At 58.4% G+C, this 26,922-nt stretch carries 25 protein-coding genes and 1 tRNA gene; 21 read left to right on the forward strand and 5 right to left on the reverse strand.

The features are described 5' to 3' along the window. Positions 1-53: 53 nt before the first annotated feature. From panB to PPRO_RS17605, 3 genes are all read right to left on the reverse strand, one after another. Positions 54-854, reverse strand: coding sequence for a 3-methyl-2-oxobutanoate hydroxymethyltransferase (gene panB / locus PPRO_RS17595; RefSeq protein ID WP_041532971.1), 801 nt, complete (start codon positions 852-854; stop codon positions 54-56). Between the two features lie 273 nt (positions 855-1,127). Beyond that, a complete protein-coding gene (locus PPRO_RS17600) occupies positions 1,128-3,119 on the reverse strand; it encodes a methyl-accepting chemotaxis protein (RefSeq protein WP_011737343.1) in 1,992 nt (663 codons plus the stop codon). A gap of 15 nt (positions 3,120-3,134) precedes the next feature. After that, positions 3,135-3,509 carry a PilZ domain-containing protein gene (locus PPRO_RS17605; RefSeq protein ID WP_011737344.1) on the reverse strand — a complete coding sequence of 125 codons (375 nt, stop codon included), beginning with the start codon at positions 3,507-3,509 and terminating at the stop codon, positions 3,135-3,137. A 227-nt stretch (positions 3,510-3,736) separates the two neighbouring features. On the opposite strand from PPRO_RS17605, the gene mnmH reads away from it, so the two are divergent. From mnmH to PPRO_RS17665, 13 genes are all read left to right on the forward strand, one after another. Next, entirely contained in the window at positions 3,737-4,786 is a 1,050-nt protein-coding gene (gene mnmH / locus PPRO_RS17610) for a tRNA 2-selenouridine(34) synthase MnmH (protein ID WP_011737345.1), read from the forward strand. Positions 4,787-4,788: 2 nt separating this feature from the next. Beyond that, positions 4,789-6,018, forward strand: a complete 1,230-nt coding sequence (locus PPRO_RS17615) for a class I SAM-dependent rRNA methyltransferase (RefSeq protein WP_011737346.1) — start codon at positions 4,789-4,791, stop codon at positions 6,016-6,018. Positions 6,019-6,054: 36 nt separating this feature from the next. Beyond that, positions 6,055-6,960: an alpha/beta hydrolase gene (locus PPRO_RS17620; protein WP_011737347.1), complete on the forward strand. Its 906-nt coding sequence runs from the start codon at positions 6,055-6,057 to the stop codon at positions 6,958-6,960. A gap of 140 nt (positions 6,961-7,100) precedes the next feature. Beyond that, the gene (locus PPRO_RS17625; protein ID WP_011737348.1) at positions 7,101-8,363 is read left to right on the forward strand and encodes a DUF445 domain-containing protein; all 1,263 of its coding nucleotides are present in this window, start codon (positions 7,101-7,103) and stop codon (positions 8,361-8,363) included. A 143-nt stretch (positions 8,364-8,506) separates the two neighbouring features. Beyond that, a complete protein-coding gene (locus PPRO_RS17630; RefSeq protein ID WP_157040057.1) occupies positions 8,507-8,908 on the forward strand; it encodes a DUF3617 domain-containing protein in 402 nt (133 codons plus the stop codon). A 111-nt stretch (positions 8,909-9,019) separates the two neighbouring features. Beyond that, positions 9,020-9,478, forward strand: coding sequence for a YaiI/YqxD family protein (locus PPRO_RS17635; RefSeq protein ID WP_041532406.1), 459 nt, complete (start codon positions 9,020-9,022; stop codon positions 9,476-9,478). Positions 9,479-9,480: 2 nt separating this feature from the next. Then, a complete protein-coding gene (locus PPRO_RS21325; RefSeq protein ID WP_011737351.1) occupies positions 9,481-9,651 on the forward strand; it encodes a hypothetical protein in 171 nt (56 codons plus the stop codon). A 10-nt stretch (positions 9,652-9,661) separates the two neighbouring features. Continuing rightward, on the forward strand, positions 9,662-11,383 hold the full coding sequence (gene cydD, locus PPRO_RS17640; RefSeq protein WP_011737352.1) for a thiol reductant ABC exporter subunit CydD: 1,722 nt from the start codon (positions 9,662-9,664) through the stop codon (positions 11,381-11,383). After that, entirely contained in the window at positions 11,380-13,038 is a 1,659-nt protein-coding gene (gene cydC / locus PPRO_RS17645; RefSeq protein ID WP_011737353.1) for a thiol reductant ABC exporter subunit CydC, read from the forward strand. The genes cydD and cydC overlap by 4 nt, the downstream gene beginning before the upstream one ends. A 76-nt stretch (positions 13,039-13,114) precedes the next feature. After that, positions 13,115-13,435 carry a peptide chain release factor family protein gene (locus tag PPRO_RS17650; RefSeq protein ID WP_041532407.1) on the forward strand — a complete coding sequence of 107 codons (321 nt, stop codon included), beginning with the start codon at positions 13,115-13,117 and terminating at the stop codon, positions 13,433-13,435. Between the two features lie 94 nt (positions 13,436-13,529). Beyond that, on the forward strand, positions 13,530-14,387 hold the full coding sequence (locus PPRO_RS17655) for a phosphoesterase (protein ID WP_041532408.1): 858 nt from the start codon (positions 13,530-13,532) through the stop codon (positions 14,385-14,387). A 135-nt stretch (positions 14,388-14,522) separates the two neighbouring features. After that, positions 14,523-16,160 carry an ABC-F family ATP-binding cassette domain-containing protein gene (locus PPRO_RS17660; RefSeq protein ID WP_011737356.1) on the forward strand — a complete coding sequence of 546 codons (1,638 nt, stop codon included), beginning with the start codon at positions 14,523-14,525 and terminating at the stop codon, positions 16,158-16,160. Positions 16,161-16,482: 322 nt separating this feature from the next. Further along, positions 16,483-18,138 carry a cation:proton antiporter gene (locus PPRO_RS17665; RefSeq protein ID WP_011737358.1) on the forward strand — a complete coding sequence of 552 codons (1,656 nt, stop codon included), beginning with the start codon at positions 16,483-16,485 and terminating at the stop codon, positions 18,136-18,138. A 332-nt stretch (positions 18,139-18,470) separates the two neighbouring features. Here the strand turns inward: PPRO_RS17665 and PPRO_RS17670 are convergent, their stop codons facing one another. Next, positions 18,471-18,932 (reverse strand): SseB family protein, encoded by a 462-nt coding sequence (locus PPRO_RS17670; protein ID WP_011737359.1) that lies wholly within the window; start codon positions 18,930-18,932, stop codon positions 18,471-18,473. A gap of 578 nt (positions 18,933-19,510) precedes the next feature. Between PPRO_RS17670 and PPRO_RS17675 the strand changes: the two genes are divergently transcribed. Together PPRO_RS17675 and PPRO_RS21960 are read left to right on the forward strand one after the other, a co-directional pair. After that, positions 19,511-21,202 (forward strand): sensor domain-containing diguanylate cyclase, encoded by a 1,692-nt coding sequence (locus PPRO_RS17675; RefSeq protein ID WP_049759797.1) that lies wholly within the window; start codon positions 19,511-19,513, stop codon positions 21,200-21,202. Continuing rightward, positions 21,100-21,360, forward strand: coding sequence for a GGDEF domain-containing protein (locus tag PPRO_RS21960; RefSeq protein WP_408633733.1), 261 nt, complete (start codon positions 21,100-21,102; stop codon positions 21,358-21,360). The genes PPRO_RS17675 and PPRO_RS21960 overlap by 103 nt, the downstream gene beginning before the upstream one ends. A gap of 445 nt (positions 21,361-21,805) precedes the next feature. Here the strand turns inward: PPRO_RS21960 and PPRO_RS17685 are convergent. Continuing rightward, a tRNA-Pro gene (locus PPRO_RS17685) sits at positions 21,806-21,882 on the reverse strand. A gap of 528 nt (positions 21,883-22,410) precedes the next feature. On the opposite strand from PPRO_RS17685, the gene PPRO_RS17690 reads away from it, so the two are divergent. From PPRO_RS17690 to PPRO_RS21965, 6 genes are all read left to right on the forward strand, one after another. Continuing rightward, entirely contained in the window at positions 22,411-22,794 is a 384-nt protein-coding gene (locus PPRO_RS17690) for a DUF4177 domain-containing protein (protein WP_011737360.1), read from the forward strand. Positions 22,795-22,816: 22 nt separating this feature from the next. Next, a complete protein-coding gene (locus tag PPRO_RS17695; RefSeq protein WP_011737361.1) occupies positions 22,817-23,272 on the forward strand; it encodes a hypothetical protein in 456 nt (151 codons plus the stop codon). A gap of 246 nt (positions 23,273-23,518) precedes the next feature. Next, complete coding sequence (locus PPRO_RS17700; protein WP_011737362.1) at positions 23,519-24,205, forward strand: PEP-CTERM sorting domain-containing protein; 687 nt, start codon at positions 23,519-23,521, stop codon at positions 24,203-24,205. Between the two features lie 727 nt (positions 24,206-24,932). Continuing rightward, positions 24,933-25,184 (forward strand): hypothetical protein, encoded by a 252-nt coding sequence (locus PPRO_RS17705; protein ID WP_049759799.1) that lies wholly within the window; start codon positions 24,933-24,935, stop codon positions 25,182-25,184. 314 nt (positions 25,185-25,498) lie between these two features. Further along, positions 25,499-25,864, forward strand: coding sequence for a Rossmann-fold NAD(P)-binding domain-containing protein (locus tag PPRO_RS17710; RefSeq protein WP_011737365.1), 366 nt, complete (start codon positions 25,499-25,501; stop codon positions 25,862-25,864). Positions 25,865-26,319: 455 nt separating this feature from the next. Next, the gene (locus PPRO_RS21965) at positions 26,320-26,550 is read left to right on the forward strand and encodes an antirestriction protein (protein ID WP_086003640.1); all 231 of its coding nucleotides are present in this window, start codon (positions 26,320-26,322) and stop codon (positions 26,548-26,550) included. Positions 26,551-26,922: the final 372 nt, after the last annotated feature.

Genomic DNA, 26,922 nt, shown 5'->3' on the forward strand with positions numbered 1-26,922 from the left:
TCCCCGAATACTAAAAACTCCGCCCGGGTCATGCCCTGGGCGGAGTCGTTGCATCAATTGAAGGAGTGTTCCTCGGTGGGGAAGGCGCCTGAGCGAACCTCCTCCACATACCTGTTGACGGCATCGGTGATGACCGGAGCCAGTTCAGCGTAGCGTTTGACGAACTTGGGTGAATACTTCTCACACAGCCCCAGAATGTCGTGGATCACCAGCACCTGGCCGTCGCAGTCGGGGCCGGCGCCGATGCCGATGGTGGGGATGGAGAGCTCCGCGGTGATGCTGGCCGCCAGGGAGGAGGGAATACCCTCCAGCACGATGGAAAACGCTCCGGCAGCCTGAACCGCCAGGGCATCCTCCATGATCCGCTCCGCCTGTTCCTTGCGACCCTGTACCCTGTAGCCCCCCATGCGATGGATGGACTGGGGTGTCAGGCCGATGTGCCCCATGACCGGGATGTCGATGGAGGTCACCGCCCGGATCACGTGGGACATGTTCATGCCCCCCTCGATCTTGACCGCCTGGGCGCCCCCCTCCTGGATCATCCTGCCGCAGTTGCGACAGGCCTCTTCGACGCTCACCTGGTAGGACATGAAAGGCATGTCGGTCACCAGCACTGCCTGCGGCTTGGCGCGGGCGACGGCCCTGGTGTGGTAGATCATCTCATCCATGGTGACGCTCAACGTGTTGTCATGACCGGAGAAGACAACTCCCAGGGAGTCCCCCACCAGGATGGCATCAACGCCGCCGCTGTCCACCAACCGCGCAAAGGGGTAGTCGTAGGCGGTCATCATGGTGATGCGCCGCCGCTCCTGCTTCATCTTGAGTATGTCCGGTATGGTCACTTTTTTTCGCATATCGCTCATCCCGTTTTTTCCCAAAAAAAAACACGCTCCAGGGGCGCGTGACGGACAGACTTTGCCATGGTGGCAGCATGCCTGAGGGGATATTCCCTTCCGTCCCGGTTCGCCTTCGAATCCGCGCGGTATGTGGTTACTGTATGGCCATCAGCTTCCAATCGGCTCCCGTGGGTAGCCGTTGTCGTTTGAAAGTGTAATTTATAGCAAAAAACGAAAGCTGTTTCCAGATAAAAATACACTGGGGCCGGGCGGGCAGAGCGCCAGCGGGCCTCAGAGTTGGCAGGTGAGGTTCTTCATGGACTCCAGGTCCTTGACCACCTCCGCGCTCTGGTTGCGGCGCTGTTCCATGTTGTCGAACATCTCCCTGACCATGTCGCTGACCGACTCCACGGAGTGGCGGATCTGGTGGCCATCCCGCACCTGGCGGGAGGTTGAATCGACCATTTCGTGGGCCATCTCGGTGATGGTTTCGATGGAGCGGGCAATGCTGCGGGTCGCCTTGGCCTGATCCGCTGAAGCCGCCAGTATCTGGGATGTCATGGAGCTGATCTCTTCCATGGAGGTGGCCACCATACGGACACTGGCCACCTGTTCCCGGGTGGCCTGTTTGATCTGCTGGGTCATGTCCATGGAGCAGGCCGAACTGTCGTGGATCGCCCTGAGCGCCTCGCCCGTGGAGGAGCCCAGCTCCACGCCGCGCTGGACAAGCTCTTTGCTGGCGGTGATGTTGTCGGCGGCGGTGCGGGACTCGGACAGGATCTCTTTGATGATGCCGGTGATCTCGCCGGTGGAGTGGCCGGTCTGCAGCGACAGGTTGCGGATCTCGTCGGCCACGACGCCGAAGCTCTTGCCGTACTCCCCGGCCTGGGCCGCGATGATGGCGGCATTGAAGGCCAAAAGATTGGTGCGCTTGGTGATGTCGTTGATAACGTTGACGACGTTTTCGATGCGGGCGCTGTTCTCCGCCAGACGGCTGATTGCCGTATAGGAGAGCTCGACCGAGGACTGGATCTCGGCCAGGGAATTGATCGTTTCGGTGACCACGCTGAAGCTCTCGTCGGCCCGGGACTTGACCTGGCTGGAGACCTCATGGGAGATGGCGGCGCTCTGTTCCACGTTGTTGATGGTTCTGGTGATCCCCTCCATGGCCGCCGCGGACTGCCGCACAATTCCGGCCAAGTGGTCCAGGTTGCGGGTCACCTGTTCGATGGCCACGGAGATCTCGTTGACGGCCATGCCGGTCTCGTCAACCGCCGCCATGACCCCCTCGGATGCGGAGGCTATGGCGCCAGACCCCTCGGCCACCGAATCCACCGCCTCCTTCAGCTCAACGACGTTGCGCGAATACTCCGGCCGACTGCCCAGCAGGAAGGCGAAGGAATTCTCCAGTTCGCTGGTCAGGGCATCGATGGAGGTGAGCAGGTTGATGCGGGTAATGGCCGATGCCACCTGGTCGGCGAAGAGCATGATGGTGTCCACGTCCGAGTCGTTCAGGGCGCGTTTGCTGGTCTTGTTGTCGATGCCGAAGGCGCCGATGGCCTCCCCCTTGACCACGATGGGGCAGAGGATGAAGCTGCGCGAGCGGAGGGGAGCCTGGCGACGGTGCGGTTCCTGGATCTGGTAATCCTGGGGATAGCGCGAGATGTCGTCGATCAGGAAGACCTTCTTCTCGCTGAGGCACTTGTAGATGACGCCGATGGAGGGATCCAGCGGCAGGGTGACGCCGGTTATGTCGAAGCTGTCGCTTCCGGTGGCGGTGACGAAGCGGATCCGCTGGCCATGCTGGGTCATCAGGATGTTGACCCGTTCGTACCCCAGGATTTCGTGCAGCCCCTCGGCGCAGAGCAGCAGGATCTCCTCCAGGTTGAGCGAGGTCTGGATTTTGCTGCTGATGTGATGGAAGTTCTTAATGTTGTTGTCCAGCACCTGGTAGCGGTTCTGGAAGAGGTCCTTCTGGGAGGCGACTTCCCGGTGGAGCTGGGCCAGTTCGGCGGAGCGCCTGCGCCGTTCGTCGCCGTAGGAACCGATCAGGAAGCCGAGCAGAGCAAGAACCAGGGCCGTGCCGATCCCCATGTATGCGTAGAGGGCGAGATGCTCGCCACTCAGCAGGATGTCACCCAGCGCCTGCTCCACGAGCGGCTTACCGCCTGTGCGGAACAGCAGCAGCCTCAGGACGATCCAACCGACGGGCGCGCCGATGCCCAGCATGAAACCGATCAGGGAGAAGAGGGTGGCGTGCCTTGTCATGGGACTGGTGCTCATCAACCGGCGACTCCCCTACTTCTGGTGGGCCAGCTTCTCGTCCATGGCGTGGTAGATCTCTTCCATCACCTTTTCGGAGTCCTTCATGTTGTAGGAGATGATGTTTTTCAGGTGGGTGTAGGAGTCCAGTTCGATCTGCTCAAAGGTAAAACCGATGCCGTCCTCAGTCAGCCGACAGGCCCTCCCGCTCAGGTTGACCTCGATCTCCGGTTCTGAACCGGTGAGCTGGATGCTGATCTCCACCGCTTCCCCCGTGGCAATCTGTTCGCCGGTGACCAGAAACATGCCGTTCATGCTCAGATTTTCCACACTGCCCTGGAACTGGCGCTCGGCTGTCCTGACGGTTGCGTTTACCCTGAATCTGACGCGGGAAAATTTTCTGGTGTTCATGGCTCAACTCCTCATGAATCGGGTACGACCGGGCCCGGCTTCGCTTCTTTCACGTCCCTGCGCTGGCAGGGGGGGCGTACCTGTCCTGCCCGCGGCGAGGGTCGGTGCTTTACGCATACCATGTAAGCCGAAGCGAATCAAGGAGTAAGCCATGGACTTTTCAGTTACTTCCCTGTTGTCAGCAGGGCGTGAGTAGCCTATACTCGCCGGCCGGAGAGTACAAGCAGATGCCTGAAACGTTATCATTCACACCGGAGCTGCTGGACAGCCACTGTATCGTCGATGTCAGGACGCCACTGGAGTTCATTGAGGACCACCTGCCGGGGGCCGTCAATGTTCCGATCCTGACCGATCAGGAGCGGGTGGAGATCGGCACCATCCACAACCGGATCGGGCCGCGGGAGGCCCGCATGCGCGGACTGGAGCTGACCTGCGGCCGCTTCGCCGACATGGTGCGTCAGGTGTTTGGCCTTGCCCAGGGGCGGCCGACACTGGTCTACTGCTGGCGTGGAGGGCTGCGCAGCCGCTCCATGGCAGTCCTGCTGGAGGCAACTGGCCAGCGGGTGTTCCAGCTTGCCGGCGGCTACAAGTCCTTCCGCAATCATGTCAACGATTACTTCCAGTGTTTTGAGCCGCAGGCTCCCCTGATCGTCCTGCACGGCATGACCGGAACCGGCAAGACGACCTTTCTCAACCGCCTCGACCGCGGGAAGTGGACTCCCATCGACCTGGAGGGGTTGGCCTGCCACCGCGGCTCGGCCTTCGGCTCCCTGGGACTCGAACAGGACCTGAGCCAGAAGCGCTTCGACACGCTGCTCTGGGAAGCCTTCCGTAAGGCGCCAGTCGACCGCCCCATCGTCCTGGAGGGGGAGAGCCAGCGCATCGGCAGGATCATGCTCCCCGGACGGCTGTATGAGGCCATGTCCGACGGCTACCGCATCTGGTGCAGCGCCAGCCTGGAGACCCGCGTCAAACGCCTGGCTGAGGAGTATGCCCGCGAGGAGTACCGTGACGAGATGGCCGCGTCGCTCACCCGCATCAGGAAGAAGCTGGGTGGTCCCCACTACGCCGAACTGTCCGGGATGCTTGAGCGCTGGGATGTGGAGGGGCTGGGACGTGGGTTGATCGAGCAGTACTACGACAAGCTCTACTACAAGCACCGCCCCTGGGAGCCGGATCTGGAGATAGACCTGGAGGATTTCGGCCAGGCTGAGCAGCGGCTGGAGGCGTTCCTGGCCGAGCTCAAGAAACCTGCGCCAGGGGATGGCGAGGGGTGACAATGGGCATGGATACGAGGATTGTGGGGCCGGAAACGGTGCGCATGCTGGAACTGGGACACCCCTGGATCATAGCCGACAGCCACACCAGGCGCTGGCCGTCTGGCCAGGCTGGCCAGACGGTGGCGCTGACCGATGCCACGGGACGTTTTCTGGCAACCGCCCTGCTGGACCCGGACGACCGCATCGTGGCACGGGTGCTGTCGCATGAGCGGATACGGCTGGATGCCGCCTGGATCAGGCGTCGCCTGGAGGCTAGCCTTACCCTGCGCCGCGACCACGCCGACCTGGGGGAGAGCGACGCCTTCCGGCTGGTGAACGCCGAGGGGGACGGCCTGCCCGGCCTGACGGTGGATTGCTACGGCCAGTTCCTGATGGTGCAGCTCTACTGCGCCGGCTGGCGCCCCCATCTGAAGACCCTGTCCGGAGAGCTGATGGAGCTGCTGCAGCCCCGCGGCATCTACGAGAAGAGCAGGCCGCAGAAGACAAGGGAGCTGGAGGCGGCAAGAGACGACAAGCGCTACGGCCGGCTGCTCTCGGGCGAGTCGGCGCCCCAGCGGCTGCAGGTGCGCGAGAACGGCCTCTCCTTCCTGGTCAGCCTGGAGCAGGGCCTGAATACCGGCCTGTTCCTGGACCAGCGCCGCAACCGGCGCGACCTGATGAACCGGGTGGAGGGGAAGCGGGTGCTGAACCTGTTCGCCTACACCGGCGCCTTTTCCGTGGCCGCCGCGTCGGCCGGCGCCCGGGTGACCAGCGTGGACGTGTCGGCCGGCTACCTGGAATGGGCCAGGGACAACTTCGGCATCAACCGGCTCAACCCAAAGCGCCACGAGTTCATCACCGGCGACTGCCTGGCGGTGCTGTGCCAGCTTGCCCAAAAAGGGCAGGGCTTTGACGTGATCCTGATGGATCCCCCCTCCTTCTCCACCACCTCCAAGAGTCGCTTCACCACCCGCGGCGGCACGGCGGAGCTGGTGGCGGCGGCGTTGCCGCTTCTGGCCGATGGCGGGCTACTGATCGCCTCCTCCAACCACCAGAAGCTGGAGGTGAACGACTATCTCAAGGAGTTGCGCCGCGGCGCGCTCATGGCCGGTTGCGAGCTGCGGGTAATTTCCCTGTCCGGCCAGCCGGAAGATTTCCCCTATGGGGTCTGCTTTCCCGAGGGGCGCTACCTGAAGTACGCGGTCTGCGTCGTCAGCCGGGAGCAGGGGCGCGTGCGCCGCTCCGTCTGACCTTTGGCACCATATCACGATAAAGGAGATCTCCCTGTGTTAAGTGAAAAGAGTAAACAGCTGCGGCTCTGGTTGACCAAGACCCTTAAAAACGCCCCCCCGCCCGCTTCGATCCAGCAGGCGCGGGCGATCGTCGAATTCGGCGCCTCCCGGGCCGTCCTGCCTGCCGGCACCACGGTGGAACCGGTCAAGGCCGGCGCGGTTCGGGCCGAATGGGTGCGCGCCGAGAATGTGGCCACGGACAGGGTGATCATGTACCTCCATGGCGGCGGCTTCAGCAAGTGTTCCTGCAATACGGCCCGCATGACCGTGGCCCAGATATCGGCGGCCACGGGATGCAGCGTCCTGTCGGTTGAATACCGCCTGGCGCCGGAGAACCCCTTCCCCGCCGCCCTGGAAGATGCCCTGGCCGCCTACCGCTGGCTGCTGGAGCAGGGCCATGACCCGCAGAAGCTGGTCCTGATGGGGGATTCCTCCGGCGGCGGTCTGGCGGTCTCCACCCTGGTCAGCCTGAAGGCCGATGGCGACAGGCTCCCCTGTGCAGCGGTGCTGCTCTCCCCCTGGGTCGACCTGTCCTGCAGCGGGGAATCCATCACCAGCCGTGCCGAGATCGACCCCTGGATGACCGAGCAAGAGTGCCGCGCCTGCGCCGAGATGTACGCGCCGGGCGCCGACCTGAAAAACCCCCTGATCTCTCCGATTCATGCCGACCTGCAGGGGTTGCCGCCGCTGTTGATTCATGTGGGGACCGACGAGATCCTGCTGGACGACTCCCAGCGCCTGGCCGGGAAGGCCAGGGAGGCCGGGGTGGAGGTGACCATGCACGTACAGGAGGGGATGTGGCACGTGTGGCACTACTTCGCCCCCCACTTGCCGGAAGGGGTCGAGGCCATCGGCCAGGTGGGCGACTACGTCCGCAGCCGCATGGTCGCCGGCGCCTGAGGCCGGGAAGCGCCGGGGCACACACCCCGCGTGGGTATAGGCTCTTTTGGCAGACAGGGAAAGGGGACTGTTGAGAGAGGGGCTGACTGAACCTAGAATGCGGCCCAGCAAATTATTATCGACGCAAGGAGTTTCGCCGGATGGATGGACGGAAGGGAATACTGGCCCGTAACAAGGCGATTGCCGGCGGGTTGATGGTGTCGGCCGCGGTACTGTTCGTCATTGCCCGCTCCCACGGGGGGAACGGCGTGTGGCAATGGGTCTCGGCCTTTGCCGAGGCAGCCATGGTGGGCGCCCTGGCTGACTGGTTCGCGGTGGTGGCCCTGTTCAGGCACCCCCTGGGGGTGCCCATACCACACACCGCCATCATCCCCAACAAGAAGGAGACCATTGCCGAGAGCCTGGCCGAGTTCATCCGCGACAAATTCCTGGCCACCGAATCGCTGCTGTCCAAGATGCGGGAACTGAATCCGGCCGAGCGCCTCTCCGCCTACCTGATGTCCCGGGACAATGCCGACGGCCTGGCAATGGGGCTCACTAGGATCCTATCCGAAACCATCGATTTCATCGACGACGAGCGGGTGCGCAGGATCCTGCTTGCAGCGCTGCACGACCGGATCGGGAAGATCGATCTGGCTTCCTCAGCTGGCCAGGTCCTGGAAACCCTGATGAAGAACAACCGCCACCAGGCGGTGCTGGACGACCTGTTGGCCCGAATCTCCGCCTGGATCTCCACCGCGGAAGCCCAGGAGCGGCTGGCCCATGGCATCGACAACTGGCTCAGCACCGATTATCCGCTCTTAAGCAAGTTCATCCCCAACCGGGACCAGTTCACCAAGGGGGCCGGCGAAAAGGTGGCCAGGAAGGTGGACCTGTTCCTCCAGGAGGTCAACGAGGATCCCAGCCACGAGCTGCGCTGCCGGTTCGACCAGGCGGTGAGCGACTTCATCCACCGCCTGCGCCATGACGCCGATCTGCGCTCCAGGATCGAGGAGATCAAGCGGGAGACCGTCAACAACGAGCAGCTGGCCTGTTATGTGACCGGCCTGGCCGGTGATCTCAAGGCATGGCTGACGGACGACCTGGGCCGCTCCCATTCCCGCATCCGCACGAGCATAGCCGAGGCTGCCATGGGGTTGGGAACCACCCTGTCGCGCAACCGCGACCTGATGGATTCCATCAACGAACACCTGGAAACCATCGTGGTCAACTACTCGGACAAGCTGCGCGCCGTGGTGACCCGGCATGTCTCCGGGACGGTCAAGCAGTGGAAAGAGGACGATTTCGTCAGCGAAATCGAGCTGGCCATCGGTTCGGACCTGCAGTTCATCCGCATGAACGGCACCCTGGTGGGGGGCGTCATCGGCCTTCTGCTGCACGGGATCTCGCTTTTGATCGGTTAGCCCCCGCCGACCGCCGGATTGGCAGCGTCTCCGACCGCGACGGAGGCTTGCGCCATGCCCTTCAGCCCGTATACTCGTTCCCATGGCCCGGCGGCTTTTTGCGAGCTCTGGGCACTGCATTACACCTCAAAGGAGAGCTGAACATGAGAAAGAGCGTTATCACCCTGCTGTGCGTCTTGGCCCTGCCGACCCTGTCATCCGCCGCGAACATGCGTGAGGGGCTGTGGGAGATACAGTCCCAGGTGGACATGCCCGGAATGCCGGTGAAGGTCAAGCCGACGGTGGTCCGGCACTGCTACACAAAGGAAGACGTGAAGGACCAGAAGAAGGTGATTGCCAGCGACAACAGCTGCAAGGTCACCCAGATGAAGAGCTCAGGCAACAAGGTGAACTGGACCATGAAGTGCACAGCGCCGAACGCGGCCACCATGACCGGCGAGACGGTTTTCGGCACCGATTCCTACAGTTCGGTCATGCGCATGAACAGCGCCGGACACTCCATGACGACCAAGGTGAAAGCCAAGCGGGTGGGGAACTGTCCCTAGACCACCCATCAAGACGACAACCGATGGGGAGCCCGAAACGGGGGGGCGATGTGTGCAGCACACCGCTCTCCCGTTGTCGTGTCCGGAGCAGGAAGACAGGGTGGAGTTATTATGAAAATCTGGATCGATGCCGATGCCTGTCCGCGGGTAATCAAGGAGATCGTCTTCCGCGCCTCGGAACGACTGGAACTGCCGGTCTGCCTGGTGGCCAACAGCGGGCTGTCCAAGCATCACTCGCGCCTGATCAGCTCGGTGGTGGTGGCCGAGGGCTTTGACGCGGCCGATGACTATATCGTCCAGCAGGCCAGCTCCCAGGATCTGGTGATCACCGCCGATATTCCCCTGGCCGCGCGCATCGTGGAGAAGGGGGGCATTGCCCTCGAACCGCGCGGCGAGCTGTATGACGAGGAGAATGTGGGCGAACGCCTGGCCATTCGGGACATGATGCAGGAGTTGCGCGGGGCCGGGATGATCCAGGGGGGGCCGGGGCCGTTCAGCACCACCGACCGGCGCAGGTTCGCCTCGTCCCTGGACAGCCTGCTGACCCGCATGGTCAGGGGGAGGCGCTGACCATGAAGAAACTGCTCACCTGGGCGGGAGTCGGCCTGCTGACCACGGCGATCCTCGATCCGCTGATCTATTCCCTGCTGGAGCTGCCGATCCCCTGGCCGCGGGATTGCGTGATGCTGGCGGCCGGCGCGGCCTGCATCTGGCTGCTGGTCAGGTTCCGCCACCAATGGTGACAGGCCGAAGATGAGCTCCCCTGAACCGAATATCGGCCAGCGCCCGGAGGGGTGGCTGCTGGGAGAGGCACGAGCGGTGCGCACCGAACTCACGGCCACGGTGGCCGGGGGCTGCGGGGCGGCCCTGATGATGGTGCTCCAGGCACGCCTGCTGGCCCTGGTTTGCCAGCGTCTGGTCATTGATCGGGTTCCCTTTTCGACCCTGCTCCCCCTAGTGGCCGGGGTTGTCGCCGCGGCAGCGGCCCGGGGGGGATTGGCGCTGTTCTCCGAGCAGCGGGCCGTGGCCGCCGCCGGCCGGGTCAAGCAGCGGGTGCGCAGCCGGCTCTTCCGCCGGCTTCAGGAGCTGGCGCCGACGGATGCGGCGGGCAGGGAGACCGGTGACCTGGTGGAGGTGGTCACCAGCGGGGTGGAGGGGCTGGAAGCCTACATCGGCCGCTTCCTCCCCCAGCTGGTGCTGGCGGGACTCCTGCCGCTACTGGCCCTGCTGCTCGTACTCCCCGTGGAGTGGCGCTCCGGGCTGGTGCTGCTCTTCTCGGCCCCTTTCATCCCGCTCTTCATGGTCCTCATCGGCCGCGGCGCGGAGCGGCTCAACCGCCGCCAGTGGACGCAACTCTCCCGCATGGCCGGACACCTGCTGGATCTGGTGCAGGGGCTGCCTGACCTGAAGATCTTCGGCGCAGCCCGCCGCGAGTCCCGGGTGGTGGGGCGCATGGCCGAGCAGTACCGCCGGGGCACCATGGCCGTGCTGCGGGTCGCCTTTCTCTCCGCCTTCACCCTGGAGTTCTTCGCCACCGTGGGAACCGCCGTGGTGGCCGTGGTGATCGGCTTCCGCCTGCTGAACGGCTCCCTCTCCCTGCTAAACGGCCTGTTCGTGCTGCTGCTGGCGCCGGAATTCTACCTGCCGCTGCGCAGCCTGGGGCTCTCCTACCACTCCCGCATGCAGGGGATAGCGGCGGCGGAACTGATCGCTCCGCTCCTTGACTCGTCGGTTGATGGGGGCTGCGCGGGAGCGCTTCCCGCACCGGCAACGGCGCCGACCCTGGTGTTCGAAGGGGTCTCCTTCCGAAGCCGGGCAGGGCGGGGCGGCCTGGAGGGAATCGACCTGGAACTGCCGGCCGCCAGCCTGACCGCCCTGGTGGGGGAGAGCGGCGCCGGCAAGAGCACCCTGGCACGCCTGCTGACCGGTCTGACCCGCCCCGACAGCGGACGCATCACCGTTGACGGCATCGACCTGCGCCGACTGGACCCGGAATCCTGGCGAGCCGGGCTGGCCTGGGTGTCCCAGAAACCGTTCTTCTTCCCGGGGACCATCCGGGAGAACCTGCTCTTGGCCCGCCCCGACGCCGGGGAGGACGAGATCCGCCAGGCCCTGGATGACGCCGCCGCAACCGGCTTCATCCAGCGTCTCCCCGACGGCATCCAGAACCGCCTGGGCGACCGGGGGGCCGGTCTCTCCGGCGGGGAGCTGCGCCGCCTGGCCCTGGCGCGGGCCTTCCTGCGCAGGGCGCTGCTGGTGGTGCTGGACGAGCCGACCGCCGGTCTGGACCGGGAGAACGAGCGGCTGGTAGCCGAGGCCATCCAGCGCCTGTCCATCGACCGGACCGTGCTGGTGATCAGCCACCGTGAGGAGACCGTGAGTCGGGCCGAACGTGTCATCCTGCTGACCGCCGGGAGGGTGGAGCGGGTGGTGACGCCCAGCGGGCGCGAAGCAGCGGGCGGGGTGGCGCCGTGAGGGCGCTCCGTTCCATCCTGGGGGTCGGCAGGCGTCAGTGGGGATGGATGCTGGCCGGGATCGTGCTGGGCGTGATCGTCATCGCCGCCAACGCACTGCTGATGGCGCTCTCCGGCTGGTTCATCGCATCCATGGCAATCAGCGGCGCCAGCGGGGCGGCCTTCAACTACTTCCTCCCCTCGGCCGGCATCCGCGCCCTGGCAATCCTGCGCACGGTGGGGCGTTACCTGGAGCGGCTGGTGACCCATGAGGCGGCCTTCCGCTTTCTGACATCCCTCAGGGTCTGGCTCTTCCGCCGCCTGGAGCCGCTGGCCCCGGCCGGGCTGGAAGGCTACGCCAGCGGCGACTTGGCCGGACGGCTGCGGGGGGACGTGGACAGCCTGGAAAACCTCTACCTGCGGATCATCGCTCCCCTGGCGGTGGGAGGCTGCTCGATCCTGCTGGCGGTCATCTTCGTGGCCCTGTGGGACCGCGCAGCAAGCTTCGTGCTCTGCATGGTGCTGCTCCTGGCCGGCGTGGCCCTCCCCCTGCTGGGGCGTCGTCTTGCGCTGGAACCGGGGCGCCGTTCAGCCCGCCTGGCGGGAGAGCTGCGCACGGCCGTGACCGAGGGGCTGCAGGGAGCAGAGGAACTGACCCTGCTGGGATGCATCCAGCGCCAGACCGAGCGGGTGGACGACCTCTCCAGCCGACTGGTGGCTGAGCAGCAGCGCCTGGGTAACATCAACGCCCTGACCCTGGCACTGGCCTCCGGATGTGGCGGCCTGGGCATGGCGGGCGTGCTGGCCGTGGCCGGTCCCCGGGTGACTGACGGCTTTTTGTCCGGGCCGGCTCTGGTCATGCTGCTGCTGTTCAGCGGCGCTGCCCTGGAGGCGGCCGGCTCGCTCCCCGCCGCGCTGCAGATGGCTCCGGCAGTGGCGGAGTCGCTGCGACGAATCTTCCAGCTGACTGGCGCGCCAGCACCGGTTGCCGAGCCGCGCAAGCCGGAGCCACCGCCCGCACAAACGGAGATCGTCTTCCGCGATGTCTCCTGCACCCCAGCCGCCGGTCGGCCACTGCTGTGGGGGTTCTCCCTGCTTGTCCCGGCCGGAACCCGGGTGGCGCTTTTGGGGCCCAGCGGCAGCGGCAAGAGCACGATCATGGCCCTTCTGCTCCGCTTCCGCGACTACGGGGGGAGCATCACCCTGGGGGGGACGGAACTCCGTTGTCTGGCCAGTGACCAGGCACGGCGGCTCTTCTCGGCCTTGCCGCAGCAGCCGCACCTGTTCAACGCCACCATAGGCGAAAACATCCTGCTGGCGCGACCCGAGGCATCGCAAGAGGAGCTGCGGCTGGCCCTGGCCGACAGCGGCCTTATCCGCTGGGTGGAGGGGCTTCCCCAGGGGCTGGACACCCCGGTGGGCGAGGGGGGCTGTAAGGTCTCGGGAGGGGAGGGGAGGCGCATCGCCCTGGCCCGGGCCCTGCTGAAGGACGCGCCGCTGCTGCTCCTGGACGAGCCAACCGAGGGGTTGGACGTCGAGACGGAACGGCAGGTGGTTGCCCGCCTGGCCGAGCGCACCCGTGGGAAAACGGTGCTGCTGGCCACCCACCGCACCGCCTGCCTGGCGATGGCCGACCGGGTGGTGCGGCTGCCGGATGTGCAGGAGAACCGATCATGAAGCGGCGGCTTTTCAACCCGGATTCGGCGGTTGAGAGCTGCCGGAGTTCGTGAGGACAGGGGAAAGGATGACGACCATGGTCGAGATCAGGGAAGAGGATATCAGGATCGAATACTACCGTGCTTCCGGGCCGGGCGGCCAGCACCGCAACACCACCGACTCGGCGGTGCGCATCCGCCACCTCCCCACCGGCATCGTGGCCCAGGCGTCCGAGAGCCGCTCCCAGTCGCGAAACCGCGAGAGGGCCATGGAACGGCTGACCGCGGCACTGGAAAAGCGTGAACGGGTTGTGAAGAAGCGCATCGCCACCAGGGTGCCCCGCGGCGCCCGGGAGAAGCGCCTGGGCGACAAGAAGATCGTCTCCCTGCGCAAGAGGGAACGCTCCACGTTGGACTGAATGGATGCAAAAAGACGTTGGAATAGCACCGCGGGCTTGCTATTCTGCTCTGCCAGCCGCAGGCTGTGCGTGTTTTTTTCTGAAAGGAACTCCGTTGCAACGACCGTTTGTGATCTATCATGGAGGCTGTCCCGACGGCTTTGCCGCCGCCTACGCCATATCGCTCCGCTTCCGCCAGGGGACGGAGCATGTCTGCGACCTGCTGCCGGGCGTGTATGGCCAGGAGCCGCCCGACGTGGCGGGACGTGATCTGTTCATCGTCGACTTTTCCTACCACCGGCCGGTGCTGAAGGATCTCTGCCGTTCGGCCCGCTCCGTGATCATCATCGACCACCATACCTCTGCCGAACAGGATCTGGCCGGCCTTGAGCTGGAACACGACAACCTGAAGGTGGTCTTCGACATGAACAGGTCCGGGGCCGTGCTGACCTGGGAGTACTACCATAAAAGCCCGCCCCCGCGACTCTTGCTGCACATCCAGGACCGGGACCTGTGGCGCTTCGAGCTGGAGGGAACCTGCGACATCTACGCCGCCCTCATGTCACGCCCCTTCGACTTTTCCATCTGGGAACAACTCTGCACCGGGGAAGAATCATTGAAACCGCTTCTGGAAGAGGGGAAGGCCATCAACCGCTACCGACGGCGAATGATCGACCTGCACCGGGAGAAGGCGGTCATGGCTACCATTGCCGGCTATCGGGTGCCGGTGGTCAACTGCTACGAGGACATCATGAGCGACCTGGTGGGAGAGCTGTCCCACGGCTTTCCCTTCGCCGTCGGCTACCAGGACCAGGGCTCCCTGCGCAAATGGTCGCTGCGCTCCAGTTCCGGCGGCATGGATGTGGCCGCCATCGCCAGCCGCTTCGGCGGCGGCGGGCACCTGCACGCGGCAGGCTTCACCACCCGTCTGCCGGCCACCCTGCTCTGCGTCCCGGAAGGTGAGTGCGCCTGACCTGTCGCCCAAGCGGGGTGACGGGAAAAAGGTGTTGCCGCACCGCGCATAAACGTGCTATAAATCTGGACAATATGTGAACCACAGGGATCACCCCTGTGGTTTTTATTTTTTCGGCAAGGGAGTACGAGCACCATGATAGCTGCAACAAACGTCACACTTTCCTACGGCAAACGGGTCCTGTTCAAGGACGTCAACATAAAGTTCACGCCGGGCAACTGCTACGGGCTGATCGGCGCCAACGGCGCGGGCAAGTCCACGTTTCTGAAGATTCTGGCCGGCGAGATCTCTCCCGACGCCGGCTCCATCAGCACCGGCCCCCGCGAGCGCATAGCGGTGCTGCGCCAGGACCAGTTCGCCTTTGACGAGGAGACGGTGCTGAACACGGTCATCAGGGGGCACGAGCGCCTCTACACGATCATGGTCGAGCGGGAGGCGATCTACGCCAAGCCGGACTTCAGCGAGGAGGACGGGGTCCGCTCCGCCGAGCTGGAGGGGGAGTTCGCCGAGATGAACGGCTATGAGGCCGAATCCGAGGCTGCCGTGCTGCTGAACGGCCTGGGTATCCCGGAAGAGCTGCGCGGCCGCCAGATGAAGGAGCTGGAAGCAGGGCAGAAGGTGCGCGTGCTCCTGGCCCAGGCGCTGTTCGGCAACCCGGACGTGCTGCTTTTGGACGAACCGACCAACAACCTGGACCTGAAATCCATCTCCTGGTTGGAGGAATTCCTCTTCCGTTTTTCCAATACGGTCATCGTGGTCTCCCACGACCGCCACTTCCTGAACCAGGTCTGTACCCATACGGCGGACATCGACTTCGGCAGGATCCAGGTCTACGTGGGCAACTACGATTTCTGGTACCACGCCAGCCAGCTCAACCTGCGCCAGCGCCAAAACGAGAACCGCAAGGTCAGCGACAAGGTGACCGAGTTGAAGGAGTTCATCCAGCGCTTCAGCTCCAACGCTTCCAAGGCCAAGCAGGCCACCTCGCGCAAGAAGCTCCTGGACAAGCTGACCCTGGAGGATATGCCGGTCTCCTCCCGCAAGTACCCGCACGTGGTGTTCAAGCCGGAGCGCGCCTGCGGCGACATCATCCTGGAAATCCAGGGGCTGTGCAAGCAGGTGGACGGAGTCGACGTGCTGAAAGATCTGGACCTGATCGTGCGCAAGGGGGACAAGATCGCCTTCGTGGGGGGCAACGGCCTGGCCAGGACGACCCTCTTCCAGATCCTGGCCGGCGAACTGGAGCCGGACAGCGGCAGCTTCCGCTGGGGGGTGACCATCACCAGCTCCTACTTCCCCAAGGAGAACAGCGCCTACTTCGACAACGATTTCAACTTGGTGGAGTGGCTGGGGCAGTTCGCCCCCGCCACCGAGGGGGAGACCTTCGCCCGCGGCTTCCTGGGCAGGATGCTCTTCTCCGGCGACGAGGCGCTGAAGAAGACCCGCGTCCTCTCCGGCGGCGAGAAGGTGCGCTGCATGCTGTCGCGCATGATGCTCACCGGCGCCAACGTGCTGATCCTGGACGAACCGACCAACCACCTGGACCTGGAGTCCATCACCGCCCTGAACGACGGCCTGATCGCCTTCAGCGAGGTCATCCTGTTCGCCTCCCACGACCATGAGTTCGTCTCCACCATCGCCAACCGGATCATCGAGATCACCCCCCACGGGGTCATCGACCGGGTGATGGGTTTTGACGAGTACCTGGAAGACGCCGATGTGACTGCGGAGCGGGACAGCCTGTATGAGGGGCATGCGGAGCTGACGCTGTAGGGAAAACTGCTACCTCAGGAAGACGGGACGGGCGCCGATTGCGGCGCCCGTTTTTTTATACGCTGGCACGACCGACGACAGGCCTGCATCTGTGTGGTAGCGCACAGGGATTGTTCTTTGGATGTTCCCGCAATCCGGCGATATTCCTTGACTCTCCCGATTATGGTGTGAATCTTATAAAAATCATCCATGAAGTGTCCATGAGCAGCGGTGTGAGGAACGGAGAGTTTGTTCAAGAGAGTCGTTTTGTCAGCATGGGTACTGATGGAACTATTTTTTGTTGACAGGGCATTGAATACACTGTCCCCAGAAAGGATGTTCAATGGAAAACGTGTACCGTGAATTCGCCCTTCTGTTGCTTGCCTCAGCCGGGGCCGGTTTCCTGGCGCTGCGCATGCGGCAACCGCTGCTTATCGCCTACATTGCTGTGGGCATCATCGCCGGACCAGCAATGCTCGGTTGGGTCACGGCCCACGATCAGATCGATCTGCTTGCCCAGATCGGCGTAACTGTCTTGTTGTTTGTCGTCGGCCTGAAACTTGACTTGCACAGTGTGCGCCATATCGGACCAGTCGCATTGGCAACGGGACTCGGCCAGCTCACGTTCACGATCCTCATCGGTTTTGCGCTTCTGCTTGCTTTCGGCAAAGATATGCTCACGGCACTGTATGTTGCCGTAGCCCTCACCTTTTCCAGTACGATCATCATCGTCAAACTCCTGTCAGATAAAAAGGAACTGGACTCCCTTCATGGACGCATTGCCGTCGGCTTTCTCATCGTACAGGATATTGCCGTTGTTCTGGCCATGATGGTAATGAGCGCCCTGCGCAGTACTACCGGCTCGGCAGCTCCCGGGGAAATCATCCTGTCACTGGCCACCCGCCTCGGCGGTGCCGGCATCATCCTCTTCCTGGTGATGCGCTATGTCTTTCCCTGGCTCATGGAACGCATTGCCCGCTCCTCTGAACTGCTGCTGATATTTGCCATCGCCTGGGGCGTCGCCCTGGCAGCCCTGGGTGAATGGTCGGGGTTCAGCAAGGAGGCAGGAGCATTTCTCGCCGGATTTTCCCTGGCATCAACCGGCTACCGGGAAGTAATCGGCTCGCGCCTCTCCAGCATGCGCGATTTTTTGCTGCTGTTCTTTTTTGTCGAGTTGGGCTCAAAACTCAACCTGTCCACCCTCGGCGACCAAACGGTGACGGCAATCGTACTCTCCTTGTTTGTCCTGATCGGCAATCCGCTCATTGTCATGGCCATCATGGGGTTCATGGGCTACCGCCGCCGTACCGGTTTCCTTGCCGGGCTGACCGTTGCCCAGATCAGTGAGTTTTCAATTGTCTTCGTAGCCATGGGCATCACCCTCGGCCATGTGGGTGAAGCAGCATTGGGCCTGACAACATTGATCGGTCTGATCACCATAACCCTGTCCACATACATGATTCTCTACTCGGAGCCGCTTTATCAGCGGATGAAAGGATTCCTCGGCATCTTCGAGCGATACAAACCATTCCGGGAAATGGCCATGGAACAGGAGCACCAGGATACAAGTCTCCCTGAAATTGTCGTATTCGGTCTCGGCCGTTATGGTGGAAGACTTGCCAGGAAACTGAATGATGCCGGACTCGATGTGCTGGGAGTCGACTTCGACCCGGAGGTGATAGTCTCTTTAGAGCGAGAAGGGTTGCACGTTCATTTCGGCGACAGCGAAGACATTAACTTCCTGGAAACATTACCCATTGACGCTGCAAAATGGATCGTCACGACCCTGCCGCAGCCGGATTCTCATCAGATTCTCATGTCCGGACTGAAACACATTGGTTATGAGGGAAGAATAGCCGTGCTTGCCAGAGATGAAAATCAGGTAGCCGTTCTGGAGACCACGGAAACTGACAAAATTCTGTACCCGTTTAACGACGCTGCCGATTTCGCGGCGAAGGAACTGGCCGATCTGCTGCGGACAGCAGACAATGCAGCCTGACGGCGCGCACCATGGCAATTTTTGGCTGGGTGATTGCCACCCACATGAGCACCAGAAACGTCACTACGCCATTGCGTCACTAATCTCCTGCAGTTCACCCGTAACGATAGCGCGGCCGACGGGCGGTCCGCTTTAAAGAACGACTCAAAACTGGCTGTTACTAGTAAAAGCAAGGCTTTTATGTTGCTCCAGCGGTAAAGCATATGAATCAAACAGGACAGGCGGCCAATCGCCGCCTGTCCTGTTTCTACGCAAACCACCCAACTAATTGCCACATTTCAGCAGACAGTTGTCATGCCTGCCGGGAAGCATGCCGGCACCGTCGTGACGACCTATGGATTCGGCTGCGCCTGCTCTGGTTCTGCCTCGTTGCACCGCTCCACAACCTCCCGCAGCCAGGCGATTTCATCGGGAAGAAACCGTTTCGAGTATTCGGTGCCGACGTTCAGCGCCATGTGGAGCGGCGGCATGGCCGTGGCAGCCAGAACGTATCCCGGAACCCCGACCCACTTGACATCGTCTCCTGCCCACTTCTTCAAGCGCTCTTCGGTGTTGAAAAGCATCAGGTAATCATTCCCCTCACATTCGATGATCAGGGGAAGAATCTGCCCTTCCTCAACCGCCGATTCTCCGTCGAGTTCCTGCTGGTCAAATGTAGGGACACAGAAGATCGTATTGAGGAAGGTATCGTAAAACTTCGACTGGCGCTTGGCGTCGGCCATGTCCTCGCGCAGTGTCAGCAGCGCCTGATCGAGTCCATTCGTCTCCTGGGGTGTTTCCGGTGATGTTTCCATCAGTTCTCCTTGGCATGAGTGAAAATTTTCCGGCATCGTAACCGAAATGGGGGAACAGGGCAATCGGCAACTTCCGCAACGCCGGATGGCGCGAAAAAGGTCGGGGCGCACGCAAGGGGTGAGTTCGACGTTTTAGAACGGACACATTCAGCGCATCCACTGAGCATTCATCGACGGAATGAGTCTGTTCGGACAAACTATAACCGGCCACCGCCGTGGCGCATGGGTTAGTCGTGCTTACGCGGCATGAGGAGGATATGGAGCGATGCAGGGCCTGGGTGTGCATCCCCCAGGTGGGGGTGGAGTGTGGCGTTAGAACCCTCCGCATTCCTTGACTATCATGGTTACGATGTGTAACTTATGAAAACTTCGCATGAAGTGTCCGAGAGGGGCGATGTTTGAGTTGATCGGTTGTTTGATAGGGCCGTTTTGTCAGAGTATGTACTATTGGATCGGTTGTTTGGTTGAATAGTATTGAATAACTGCCCCCCGAACACACCCCACAACCGCTTATTTCGCGCTCACTATCCGCCGCATTCACGCCCACGCTGTTCATCCTGGTGTACATAGATGATCCCATGAAACTTTTTTTTGCCGCCCTGGCCCTACTCTTCGGACTCCATAGCAGTACTCCACCGGTTTTTGCCGAAGACCTGGTTGTGTCGCGCGCCGTGCTGGAAGACAAGGCCGGAACGCTGACGATCGCCGATGCGGCGAGAAGCACGTTCAAACCGGTCGGACCCACGCTTTCCAGGGGTTTCACCAACTCCGTGTATTGGCTGCGCCTGCGTGTCAGGGCACCCGCCAAAGAGAGCGAGGTGGATCTTTTTATCCGCCAACCCTTTCTCAATGAAATCCGCCTTTACGAAGCCGATGCGGGGCCCCCGTCAAACTGGAAGACGCGCGTGACCGGCAACCACTACGCGTTCAGCGAGCGTGACCGCGCCAGAAGTTCCCTGGGATTTGTCGTCAATGTTACCTCCCCCGAGGCCACGTACTATCTTCGTCTGAAGACCAGGTCCACGTTGCAGATGAGTGTGGAAGCCCTGCACCCGGACGAGGCGGAACATAAGAGCCATCAGTTCGATCTGCTGGAAGTGTTTTTCGTGACCTCCATGCTGTTGTTACTGCTCTGGGCGATCCACAGCTATCTGCTGGACCGGTTGCCGGTGGTTGGGCTGTTTGCCATTCACCAAGCAGTGTACACACTGTATGGCATAGCCATTACGGGCTACCTGGCTCCCCTGCTTCCCGCCGGTTTTCCTCAACTGGCGGATTTATCCACCGCTGTTTCCTACTGCGCGGTAAGCTTCACGACACTGCTCTTCTGCCGGACTCTGTTCACCCCCTATCAGCCACCTCCGCTGCTGATGCGCGGGCTCAACCTGTTTCTGCTGGTGTTTCCTTTTCAATTGGCGGCAATGGCTTTTGGATATACTACCTTTGCCGTCATCCTCAACGCCGTGCTGATCCGGGTCAGCTGGTGGTATTTTGTCGTCATGACCTTTACCCTCCGTAAGGAGCACTCGCCAAGCCGGCGTTTGCTGCAACTCTTCTTCGTTGCAATTACGATTATTTTCACCCTGTTCTGGCTTTCCAGTCACAGCAGCCCGTTAGGCCCGATCAACAATATGGGCAGACAGATACTGATTGCCAACGGCCTTATCATTGGCGGTTTGTTTGCCATGATCTTAAACTCGCGTTTACGCAGCTTGCAGCAGGAGGCGCAGCAATCCGCCCTTGACCTTCTCGTGGCACAAAAAACCCTTGAGCTCGAACGCACTCTCAAGGAAAAAGCAGAGATACAGGCACGCACAGACTACCTGACCGGGCTCCACAACCGACGTCACTTCATTGAACAGGCCGAGCATGAGCTCGCGCGTGCGGTGCGCTACCATAGGCCGCTATCGCTGCTTATGATTGACATTGACCATTTCAAATCGATCAACGACACCTGGGGACACAGCACCGGCGACGCAGTTCTTCGGAAAGTGTCACTCCTGATCCGGAATACGCTTCGCAAGGTGGATATCATGGGTCGTATGGGTGGAGAAGAGTTCGCCGCAGTTCTGGTTGAAATCGACGTGGAGCAAGCCATGCAGGTGGCGCAACGTCTCTGCACGACGGTCGCGGAAACCAGCTTCGCAAGGTGGATATCATGGGTCGTATGGGTGGAGAAGAGTTCGCCGCAGTTCTGGTTGAAATCGACGTGGAGCAAGCCATGCAGGTGGCGCAAAGTCTCTGCACGACGGTCGCGGAAACCAGCATAGTTGTGCAGGAGGGCGAATCGCTGCAGGTCACCATCTCGCTTGGACTCACAGGATTGAAGGGACGCACCATCACTTTTGACAGCTTGCTGAAGGAAGCAGACCTGGCCCTGTACCGGGCAAAGCAATCGGGACGCAACAGAGTTGTGTGCAACGATTAGTGTCACTGTTCCTTGAGGGGCCTGCACCGCACCAGTGACATTATTTTTCAACCAGGATGGACAGGGCACAGACGTGACAAGAGGAATGGGCGAACATGTTTGACGGGATTTTCTGGGACAACGACGGGGTGCTGATGGAGACACAGCAGCTCTACTAATCAGGCCAATACCGGGGCGCTGGCCCGGGCGGGGGTGGAGCCTACCCTGGAAGAGGGGGCGATTTCGGCGTCGCCCGCTGGCTTCTGGAGGGCATCCACCAGCTCCCGGCGCTGCTGAGCCGGGACTGACGGCCATCCGCGGGCAGGCGTTATGCAGTGCAGGACATGCTTCGCAAGGCGGCCAAGCAGCCTCCTTTGCCGTTCGAAGCGGGACAGGCGGCGTGATTCCCGCTCTGCCGGTTAAGCAAAAAGGGGTTACGCCTGATGACGTAACCCCTTGATTTGTCTGGTCGGGATGACTAGATTCGAACTAGCGACCCCCTGCTCCCGAAGCAGGTGCGCTACCAGGCTGCGCTACATCCCGAAGAACCACTTTTTTAGCCGTTCCGAAGAGTTTTGTCAACAGGAAAGACGACCGCTCAGCCTGGAGAACAGGCGAAAATGTGCCGCCACGGACAGTTTGCCCATGTACTACAAGAATTTTTCGTAACGCCCATTCAGCCCACCATTGCTCGGCAATCCCCGCACCATCAGCCATACCCGGCAAACGCGCACAATCCGGACCGGAGGGGGACCGGTAGTCAGAGTGATCTGGTGGTCGTGGCCGCTGTGTTGTCACTAACGGTTAAGTCACAATACGGGGTTGTCGTTGATTTACACCGGGGGATTTGTATTTTTGAATAATATTTCATGCATTCTCATTTGACAAGAGTCGTGGTCAATCATATAGTACGTTTAATTTGCGATTTCTTACACGCTCTCTTCAACTGGACAGCCCAAAATGCTTCTTGAAGAGACTTTAATTTTCCAACGCGGATTTGTCTATTAGCGAGTGGATAAATACGTTTAACATAATTACTGTAAATAATTAATCGGTAAAAAAGGTGTAATCATGGAATATGAATACAAAGTAATAGATGTTGCTGATGGTGCAATTAGCTCTCTACTGCTCGGAGAAGGAAGAATTGAAACAAACGTACTTCAAGCGTACATAAATGCAATGGCGTCAGAGGGCTGGAGATTGGTATTTATGGTAAACGTGATGCAGCGCCACCTTGTTGTTGCTGATCGTGAAACTCTAATGATCACGTTTGAGCGTCGAGTACCTGAGTCAGAAAAGGCTGCTCGTGCAGCACGTTGTATTGATGACGTAATTGCTGCAGAAGATGAGGCCAAAAAGAAAGGGTATGTAGCAGCGGCTGGAGCTACTGGGATGGCAGTTGTCGGTAGCGGATTAATCGGCGCATTAGTAAATAGCATTGGTAGCGATGAGTAATTACAGTTTAAAGAGGTGAATAATGGACTTGAATGAAAAAATAGCCGCACGCAGGAGAGAATTGGCTGCTGAGGACGAAAAGACCAAGCAAGCAGAGAAAGCTAGAGAGGCAGAGCAGCAAAGATATGTTCGTAATGAAGCAATCAAACAACTTTCAGAAAATGGAATTGAATTGCCTGATTACAAGGGAATTCCTTTGGAAAAAGTTGATGCAGAAGTAGAAAAACTTCTTGATAAGGCAGCCAGTGATAGAATGACTTCAGGTGAAAACACAACACTTATAGTACTTTTTGTTTTTGGCTTATTGAGCTTTTTAATTACATGGTGGTTGGGTGTTTTTTTCATAATAGGTGCTTTTGTTTACTCTTCTAAAACAACAAACCGATACAAGGAGCAAATTAAAGCTGAAGGAAAGGTACAACTCGAACAGAACCAGCGGAATTTGGAAGAGCGATTGAAAAACTCTTCGTCATTTTGAGTGGTACCATTGAGGCCATTTGGAAAACTAGACTACCTTCCAATTTCACCGTGGTCATATTCAATATTGCGCGACACCAATCAACTTGTTCAATATCAGGGCGTTACAGGTAACTTAGTCTAACAGGGGGGTAAATATTTGACTCTTGTCTGTAAGCCAGCTTATTCAGTAACCGCCCAAATGACGAAGAACCCATATCACCCTCACGAAACAACGAAGAACAAATTTTAAAGGAAATCTTACCTCATGCCTGCTAACACATCTAAGTTACTTGTCTTGCTTGTCCTTCTCACCGTAGCGTCCAATGCTCAAGCTACGTTATATGATCGTGGCGGTGGCTTGCTATACGACGATGTACTTAACATCACTTGGCTTCAGGACGCTAATTACTCCAAGACAAGTGGTTACGACACAGATGGGTTGATGAACTGGAGTTCAGCGAACACTTGGGCTAACACTCTTTCCTACTATGACAGTGTACGCAATGTAACGTACGATAACTGGCGCCTAGCAAGTTATACACAGCCAGGACGCCCTGTTCATTATAGTTGGTGGTATAGTGTTTCCGATTGGATACCAGATGTCGATAGTGAATTGAGCTATATGTTTTATTCGAATCTTGGACAGAACCACTCTGGCATTTTCGGCAATTATCAAATCGGAGGTCAAAGAAGCGTCGGGCTGGTGAACAACATTCAATCAGACAGATATGTGCTTGGTGATACCGCGCCTGATGGATACCGGAATTTAATACCATGGGCCTTTTTATTCAACGACGGTGAACATATTGAATTTAACGAATATGCAAAAGCATATGCTTGGGCTGTACGTGACGGAGATGTTGCATCCATGGCTTCGCCTGTTCCAGAACCTTCAATAATGATCCTTCTAGGTGGTGGTCTTGCTGTTCTTGCCTTCTGGAGAAGAAAGTAAATTCATATTCAATAAACTATCTAGACAATAAAGAATTTCCAAAATCAGTTAGTCATACTTTATTCAATCAATACAAAGGAACAACATTGAAAAAATATATTATAATAATACTTGCCTTACTATCATTATTCTATATTTGCGGTTGCTCTAATAGTGATTATATGACTGAGGAAGAATTGAGCGAAATGAGTCTATATTCACTAAATGAGTACGCTTATAAGCTTGAAGGTAAAATGTTAAGCTTGGATGGAGTACCTAGTGAAATAAAATCATCAATAGTACTAAGAAGATCTTGTACGCACCAAAATAGTAGATTACTCACAGAATACATCATATCTCTACAAAAATTAATTGTTACGCACAAGGCTATTATTAATCACTGAAATAAAAGCGAGGTTAAATATTAATATTTAAAACCTAGCACGAAAACTAATCTTAGCCTTTTACCAAAATTAGAAGTGCATGGTGCTCAAATAATTATTATTTAACTGAGCCAGACTTTAACAAAATATAATATCAGATCAAAGGAGCAATTTATTTTATCATAACAAAAATAATACTCACAGAATAGATTTTGAACAATAAACGCTCAAACTGACTAGGCTATCATCAAGTTGTAATAAATTTTTTAATGATCTAACCAGCTCTGCGCACCCCTCTTAAGCCCCTTGGCCATCCCGGTCATGGGGCTTTTTTGTTTCCTCAAACCTCACAGAAAGGAGATTTTATGAACCACAACGAAATTATCTCTCATCTTTCCGTTCTCGACGTCAACCCCTCAGAAATCATCTATTCAATCACCATGGAAACTATTCTGTCCGCGATAGTGCAGCGCTTGGGGGAGGATGCGCTCACCTTGTCCTTAGAGGATCTGCACTTGGCACGAGAGGAGGTGAAGGAGGCCCTCAACCACAATCTGGATGAACGGGACTACATAGATATGGGTCTTGATTCCTGGGAAATCATCCGGAATCTGTAAGAAAAACGTCATACTATCGAGTTGTGTCACTGGAGCCCTTCGGGGCTATTTCTATTTCAACCACAAAGAAAGGAAAAATCTATGTTCATGTCATTCATAATCTTTGTCGTAATGGGCATCATACTCTTCAATCTTGGCGCATTATCAATCATGGTCGCACTCTTGCTACCGGCCTTCAAAGCAGCTTTGTTGATCATCGTACTACTGGCAGGGGTACTCATATGTCTACGGCGTAGAAGCAACTAGAAGCCGACATATCAATCAAATTCACAGGCCACCTTCGGGTGGTTTTTTCGTTTCAGGAGACAAAATAAATGACACAGCCTATATGGTTCAAGGATCTTATAAATCGCTTGGATACCGATTTTCTGGAGGACTATGAGGAACGCGCTGCGATCATGCAATTTGACGGTGGCCTATCTCGGGATCATGCCGAATGTCTGGCTCTGCTGAACATTTTCAGGAAGCATCCCATGGCACAGGCTGGCTTGAGTGTAGTCAAGGCAGAACTGGATGGCGACACCGAATTCATTGTAACTACCAACAAAGAGTCGGCATGCCAGCTCCTTTCCGCTATTGGATGCGAAATCACAGTGCAAAACGACCTGGCTTCCGTGGTGGATTCAGAATTTGATGGCACTGCAAGGCTCGCAAAGTTTGCCATCTTATTTGAAGGATGAGAAAAGAGGAGATTTATCAATGGGTGTAATACTGTTTATTGCCATAATGGTGCTTCTCTTCAAGTTCACAGAGGTGGACAAATGGATTTTATGGTTTGTAGTACTTATTGTATTGCTTACAAGATTAGGGTGCAATTTCGGCATGCTAGGAATCATGGTCCTGATTGTAGTTTTCAAGGTACTGAAAGATATATGCACGTATAGCCGCAACAGATAATTGGCGACTGGTTAACCTGAATCTGGCTGGTATCTCAATCGAGGTATCAGCCTTTTTATTTCTGGCAAGTGAATAGAAAGCAGATTTGTATGACCATACTTAGAGTAAGCCTGAATAATACCAACCGAATAAACTACACCGTCAAGATCTTTGGTGCTCACTTCCCATTCCGACTGGAGCCGTTTATATATGACATGGCTGGGGGCTGTCAAAAGATTACCATGGTGGGTACTGGTATATGTACTCTCTAAGTAACGGAGGATTCTATTTGGCACCCGAATCTGATACCCCTTTTCAAGTGTCATGCATGAACGGATACGAAGGGACACTGTCAGCGGATGCTCTGGGCATCACGGTTTGTATGTACGCATACAGCCAGTGGTCATTTTCCGACATCCCGGAATTGGCTGAAGCATGTGCCGGGCAGTACCACCTGCTGAGGGAGTACATGTTCGAGCACCGGAGGTGAAGGGGATACTGGGGGCGATCGACTGACCAATCGCTAGGAGAAACTGAAAAACTGCGGTTCTGGAACACTGTGTCTAGCGACGAGAACTGAAATCCTGCGAAGTTGGAGCGTAGGGGGCTAACACCTCGAAAATATTAATTTTTTAGACATAAGAGATGGCGCTTCCCCAGTTTTTCAGTTTTATAGGTCCCCGCGCTCCCCCCTCTTTTTCCCACCTGTCACTCGGTGCCACCTTTCATTTATTTACATCAAATTTCAGGTAACTCGAAAAATAGATTGGCAGACAAATATAGCCTATTCACCCACTTAGTTTTGGTTTGTTTGCTACCTGTTAACTTAAACCATAAATACAGAAAGCAATAGCCAAATTTC

Source organism: Pelobacter propionicus DSM 2379, assembly GCF_000015045.1.
Classification (GTDB): domain Bacteria; phylum Desulfobacterota; class Desulfuromonadia; order Geobacterales; family Pseudopelobacteraceae; genus Pseudopelobacter; species Pseudopelobacter propionicus.

Excerpts from the sequence above, each read along its gene's own strand:
- panB (WP_041532971.1), bottom strand. The coding sequence starts at position 854 with ATGCGAAAAAAAGTGACCATACCGGACATACTCAAGATGAAGCAGGAG.
- PPRO_RS17600 (WP_011737343.1), bottom strand. The coding sequence starts at position 3,119 with ATGAGCACCAGTCCCATGACAAGGCACGCCACCCTCTTCTCCCTGATC.
- PPRO_RS17605 (WP_011737344.1), bottom strand. The coding sequence starts at position 3,509 with ATGAACACCAGAAAATTTTCCCGCGTCAGATTCAGGGTAAACGCAACC.
- mnmH (WP_011737345.1), top strand. The coding sequence starts at position 3,737 with ATGCCTGAAACGTTATCATTCACACCGGAGCTGCTGGACAGCCACTGT.
- PPRO_RS17615 (WP_011737346.1), top strand. The coding sequence starts at position 4,789 with ATGGGCATGGATACGAGGATTGTGGGGCCGGAAACGGTGCGCATGCTG.
- PPRO_RS17625 (WP_011737348.1), top strand. The coding sequence starts at position 7,101 with ATGGATGGACGGAAGGGAATACTGGCCCGTAACAAGGCGATTGCCGGC.
- PPRO_RS17630 (WP_157040057.1), top strand. The coding sequence starts at position 8,507 with ATGAGAAAGAGCGTTATCACCCTGCTGTGCGTCTTGGCCCTGCCGACC.
- PPRO_RS17635 (WP_041532406.1), top strand. The coding sequence starts at position 9,020 with ATGAAAATCTGGATCGATGCCGATGCCTGTCCGCGGGTAATCAAGGAG.
- PPRO_RS21325 (WP_011737351.1), top strand. The coding sequence starts at position 9,481 with ATGAAGAAACTGCTCACCTGGGCGGGAGTCGGCCTGCTGACCACGGCG.
- cydD (WP_011737352.1), top strand. The coding sequence starts at position 9,662 with ATGAGCTCCCCTGAACCGAATATCGGCCAGCGCCCGGAGGGGTGGCTG.
- PPRO_RS17650 (WP_041532407.1), top strand. The coding sequence starts at position 13,115 with ATGGTCGAGATCAGGGAAGAGGATATCAGGATCGAATACTACCGTGCT.
- PPRO_RS17660 (WP_011737356.1), top strand. The coding sequence starts at position 14,523 with ATGATAGCTGCAACAAACGTCACACTTTCCTACGGCAAACGGGTCCTG.
- PPRO_RS17665 (WP_011737358.1), top strand. The coding sequence starts at position 16,483 with ATGGAAAACGTGTACCGTGAATTCGCCCTTCTGTTGCTTGCCTCAGCC.
- PPRO_RS17670 (WP_011737359.1), bottom strand. The coding sequence starts at position 18,932 with ATGGAAACATCACCGGAAACACCCCAGGAGACGAATGGACTCGATCAG.
- PPRO_RS17675 (WP_049759797.1), top strand. The coding sequence starts at position 19,511 with ATGAAACTTTTTTTTGCCGCCCTGGCCCTACTCTTCGGACTCCATAGC.
- PPRO_RS21960 (WP_408633733.1), top strand. The coding sequence starts at position 21,100 with ATGGGTGGAGAAGAGTTCGCCGCAGTTCTGGTTGAAATCGACGTGGAG.
- PPRO_RS17690 (WP_011737360.1), top strand. The coding sequence starts at position 22,411 with ATGGAATATGAATACAAAGTAATAGATGTTGCTGATGGTGCAATTAGC.
- PPRO_RS17695 (WP_011737361.1), top strand. The coding sequence starts at position 22,817 with ATGGACTTGAATGAAAAAATAGCCGCACGCAGGAGAGAATTGGCTGCT.
- PPRO_RS17700 (WP_011737362.1), top strand. The coding sequence starts at position 23,519 with ATGCCTGCTAACACATCTAAGTTACTTGTCTTGCTTGTCCTTCTCACC.
- PPRO_RS17705 (WP_049759799.1), top strand. The coding sequence starts at position 24,933 with ATGAACCACAACGAAATTATCTCTCATCTTTCCGTTCTCGACGTCAAC.
- PPRO_RS17710 (WP_011737365.1), top strand. The coding sequence starts at position 25,499 with ATGACACAGCCTATATGGTTCAAGGATCTTATAAATCGCTTGGATACC.
- PPRO_RS21965 (WP_086003640.1), top strand. The coding sequence starts at position 26,320 with ATGTACTCTCTAAGTAACGGAGGATTCTATTTGGCACCCGAATCTGAT.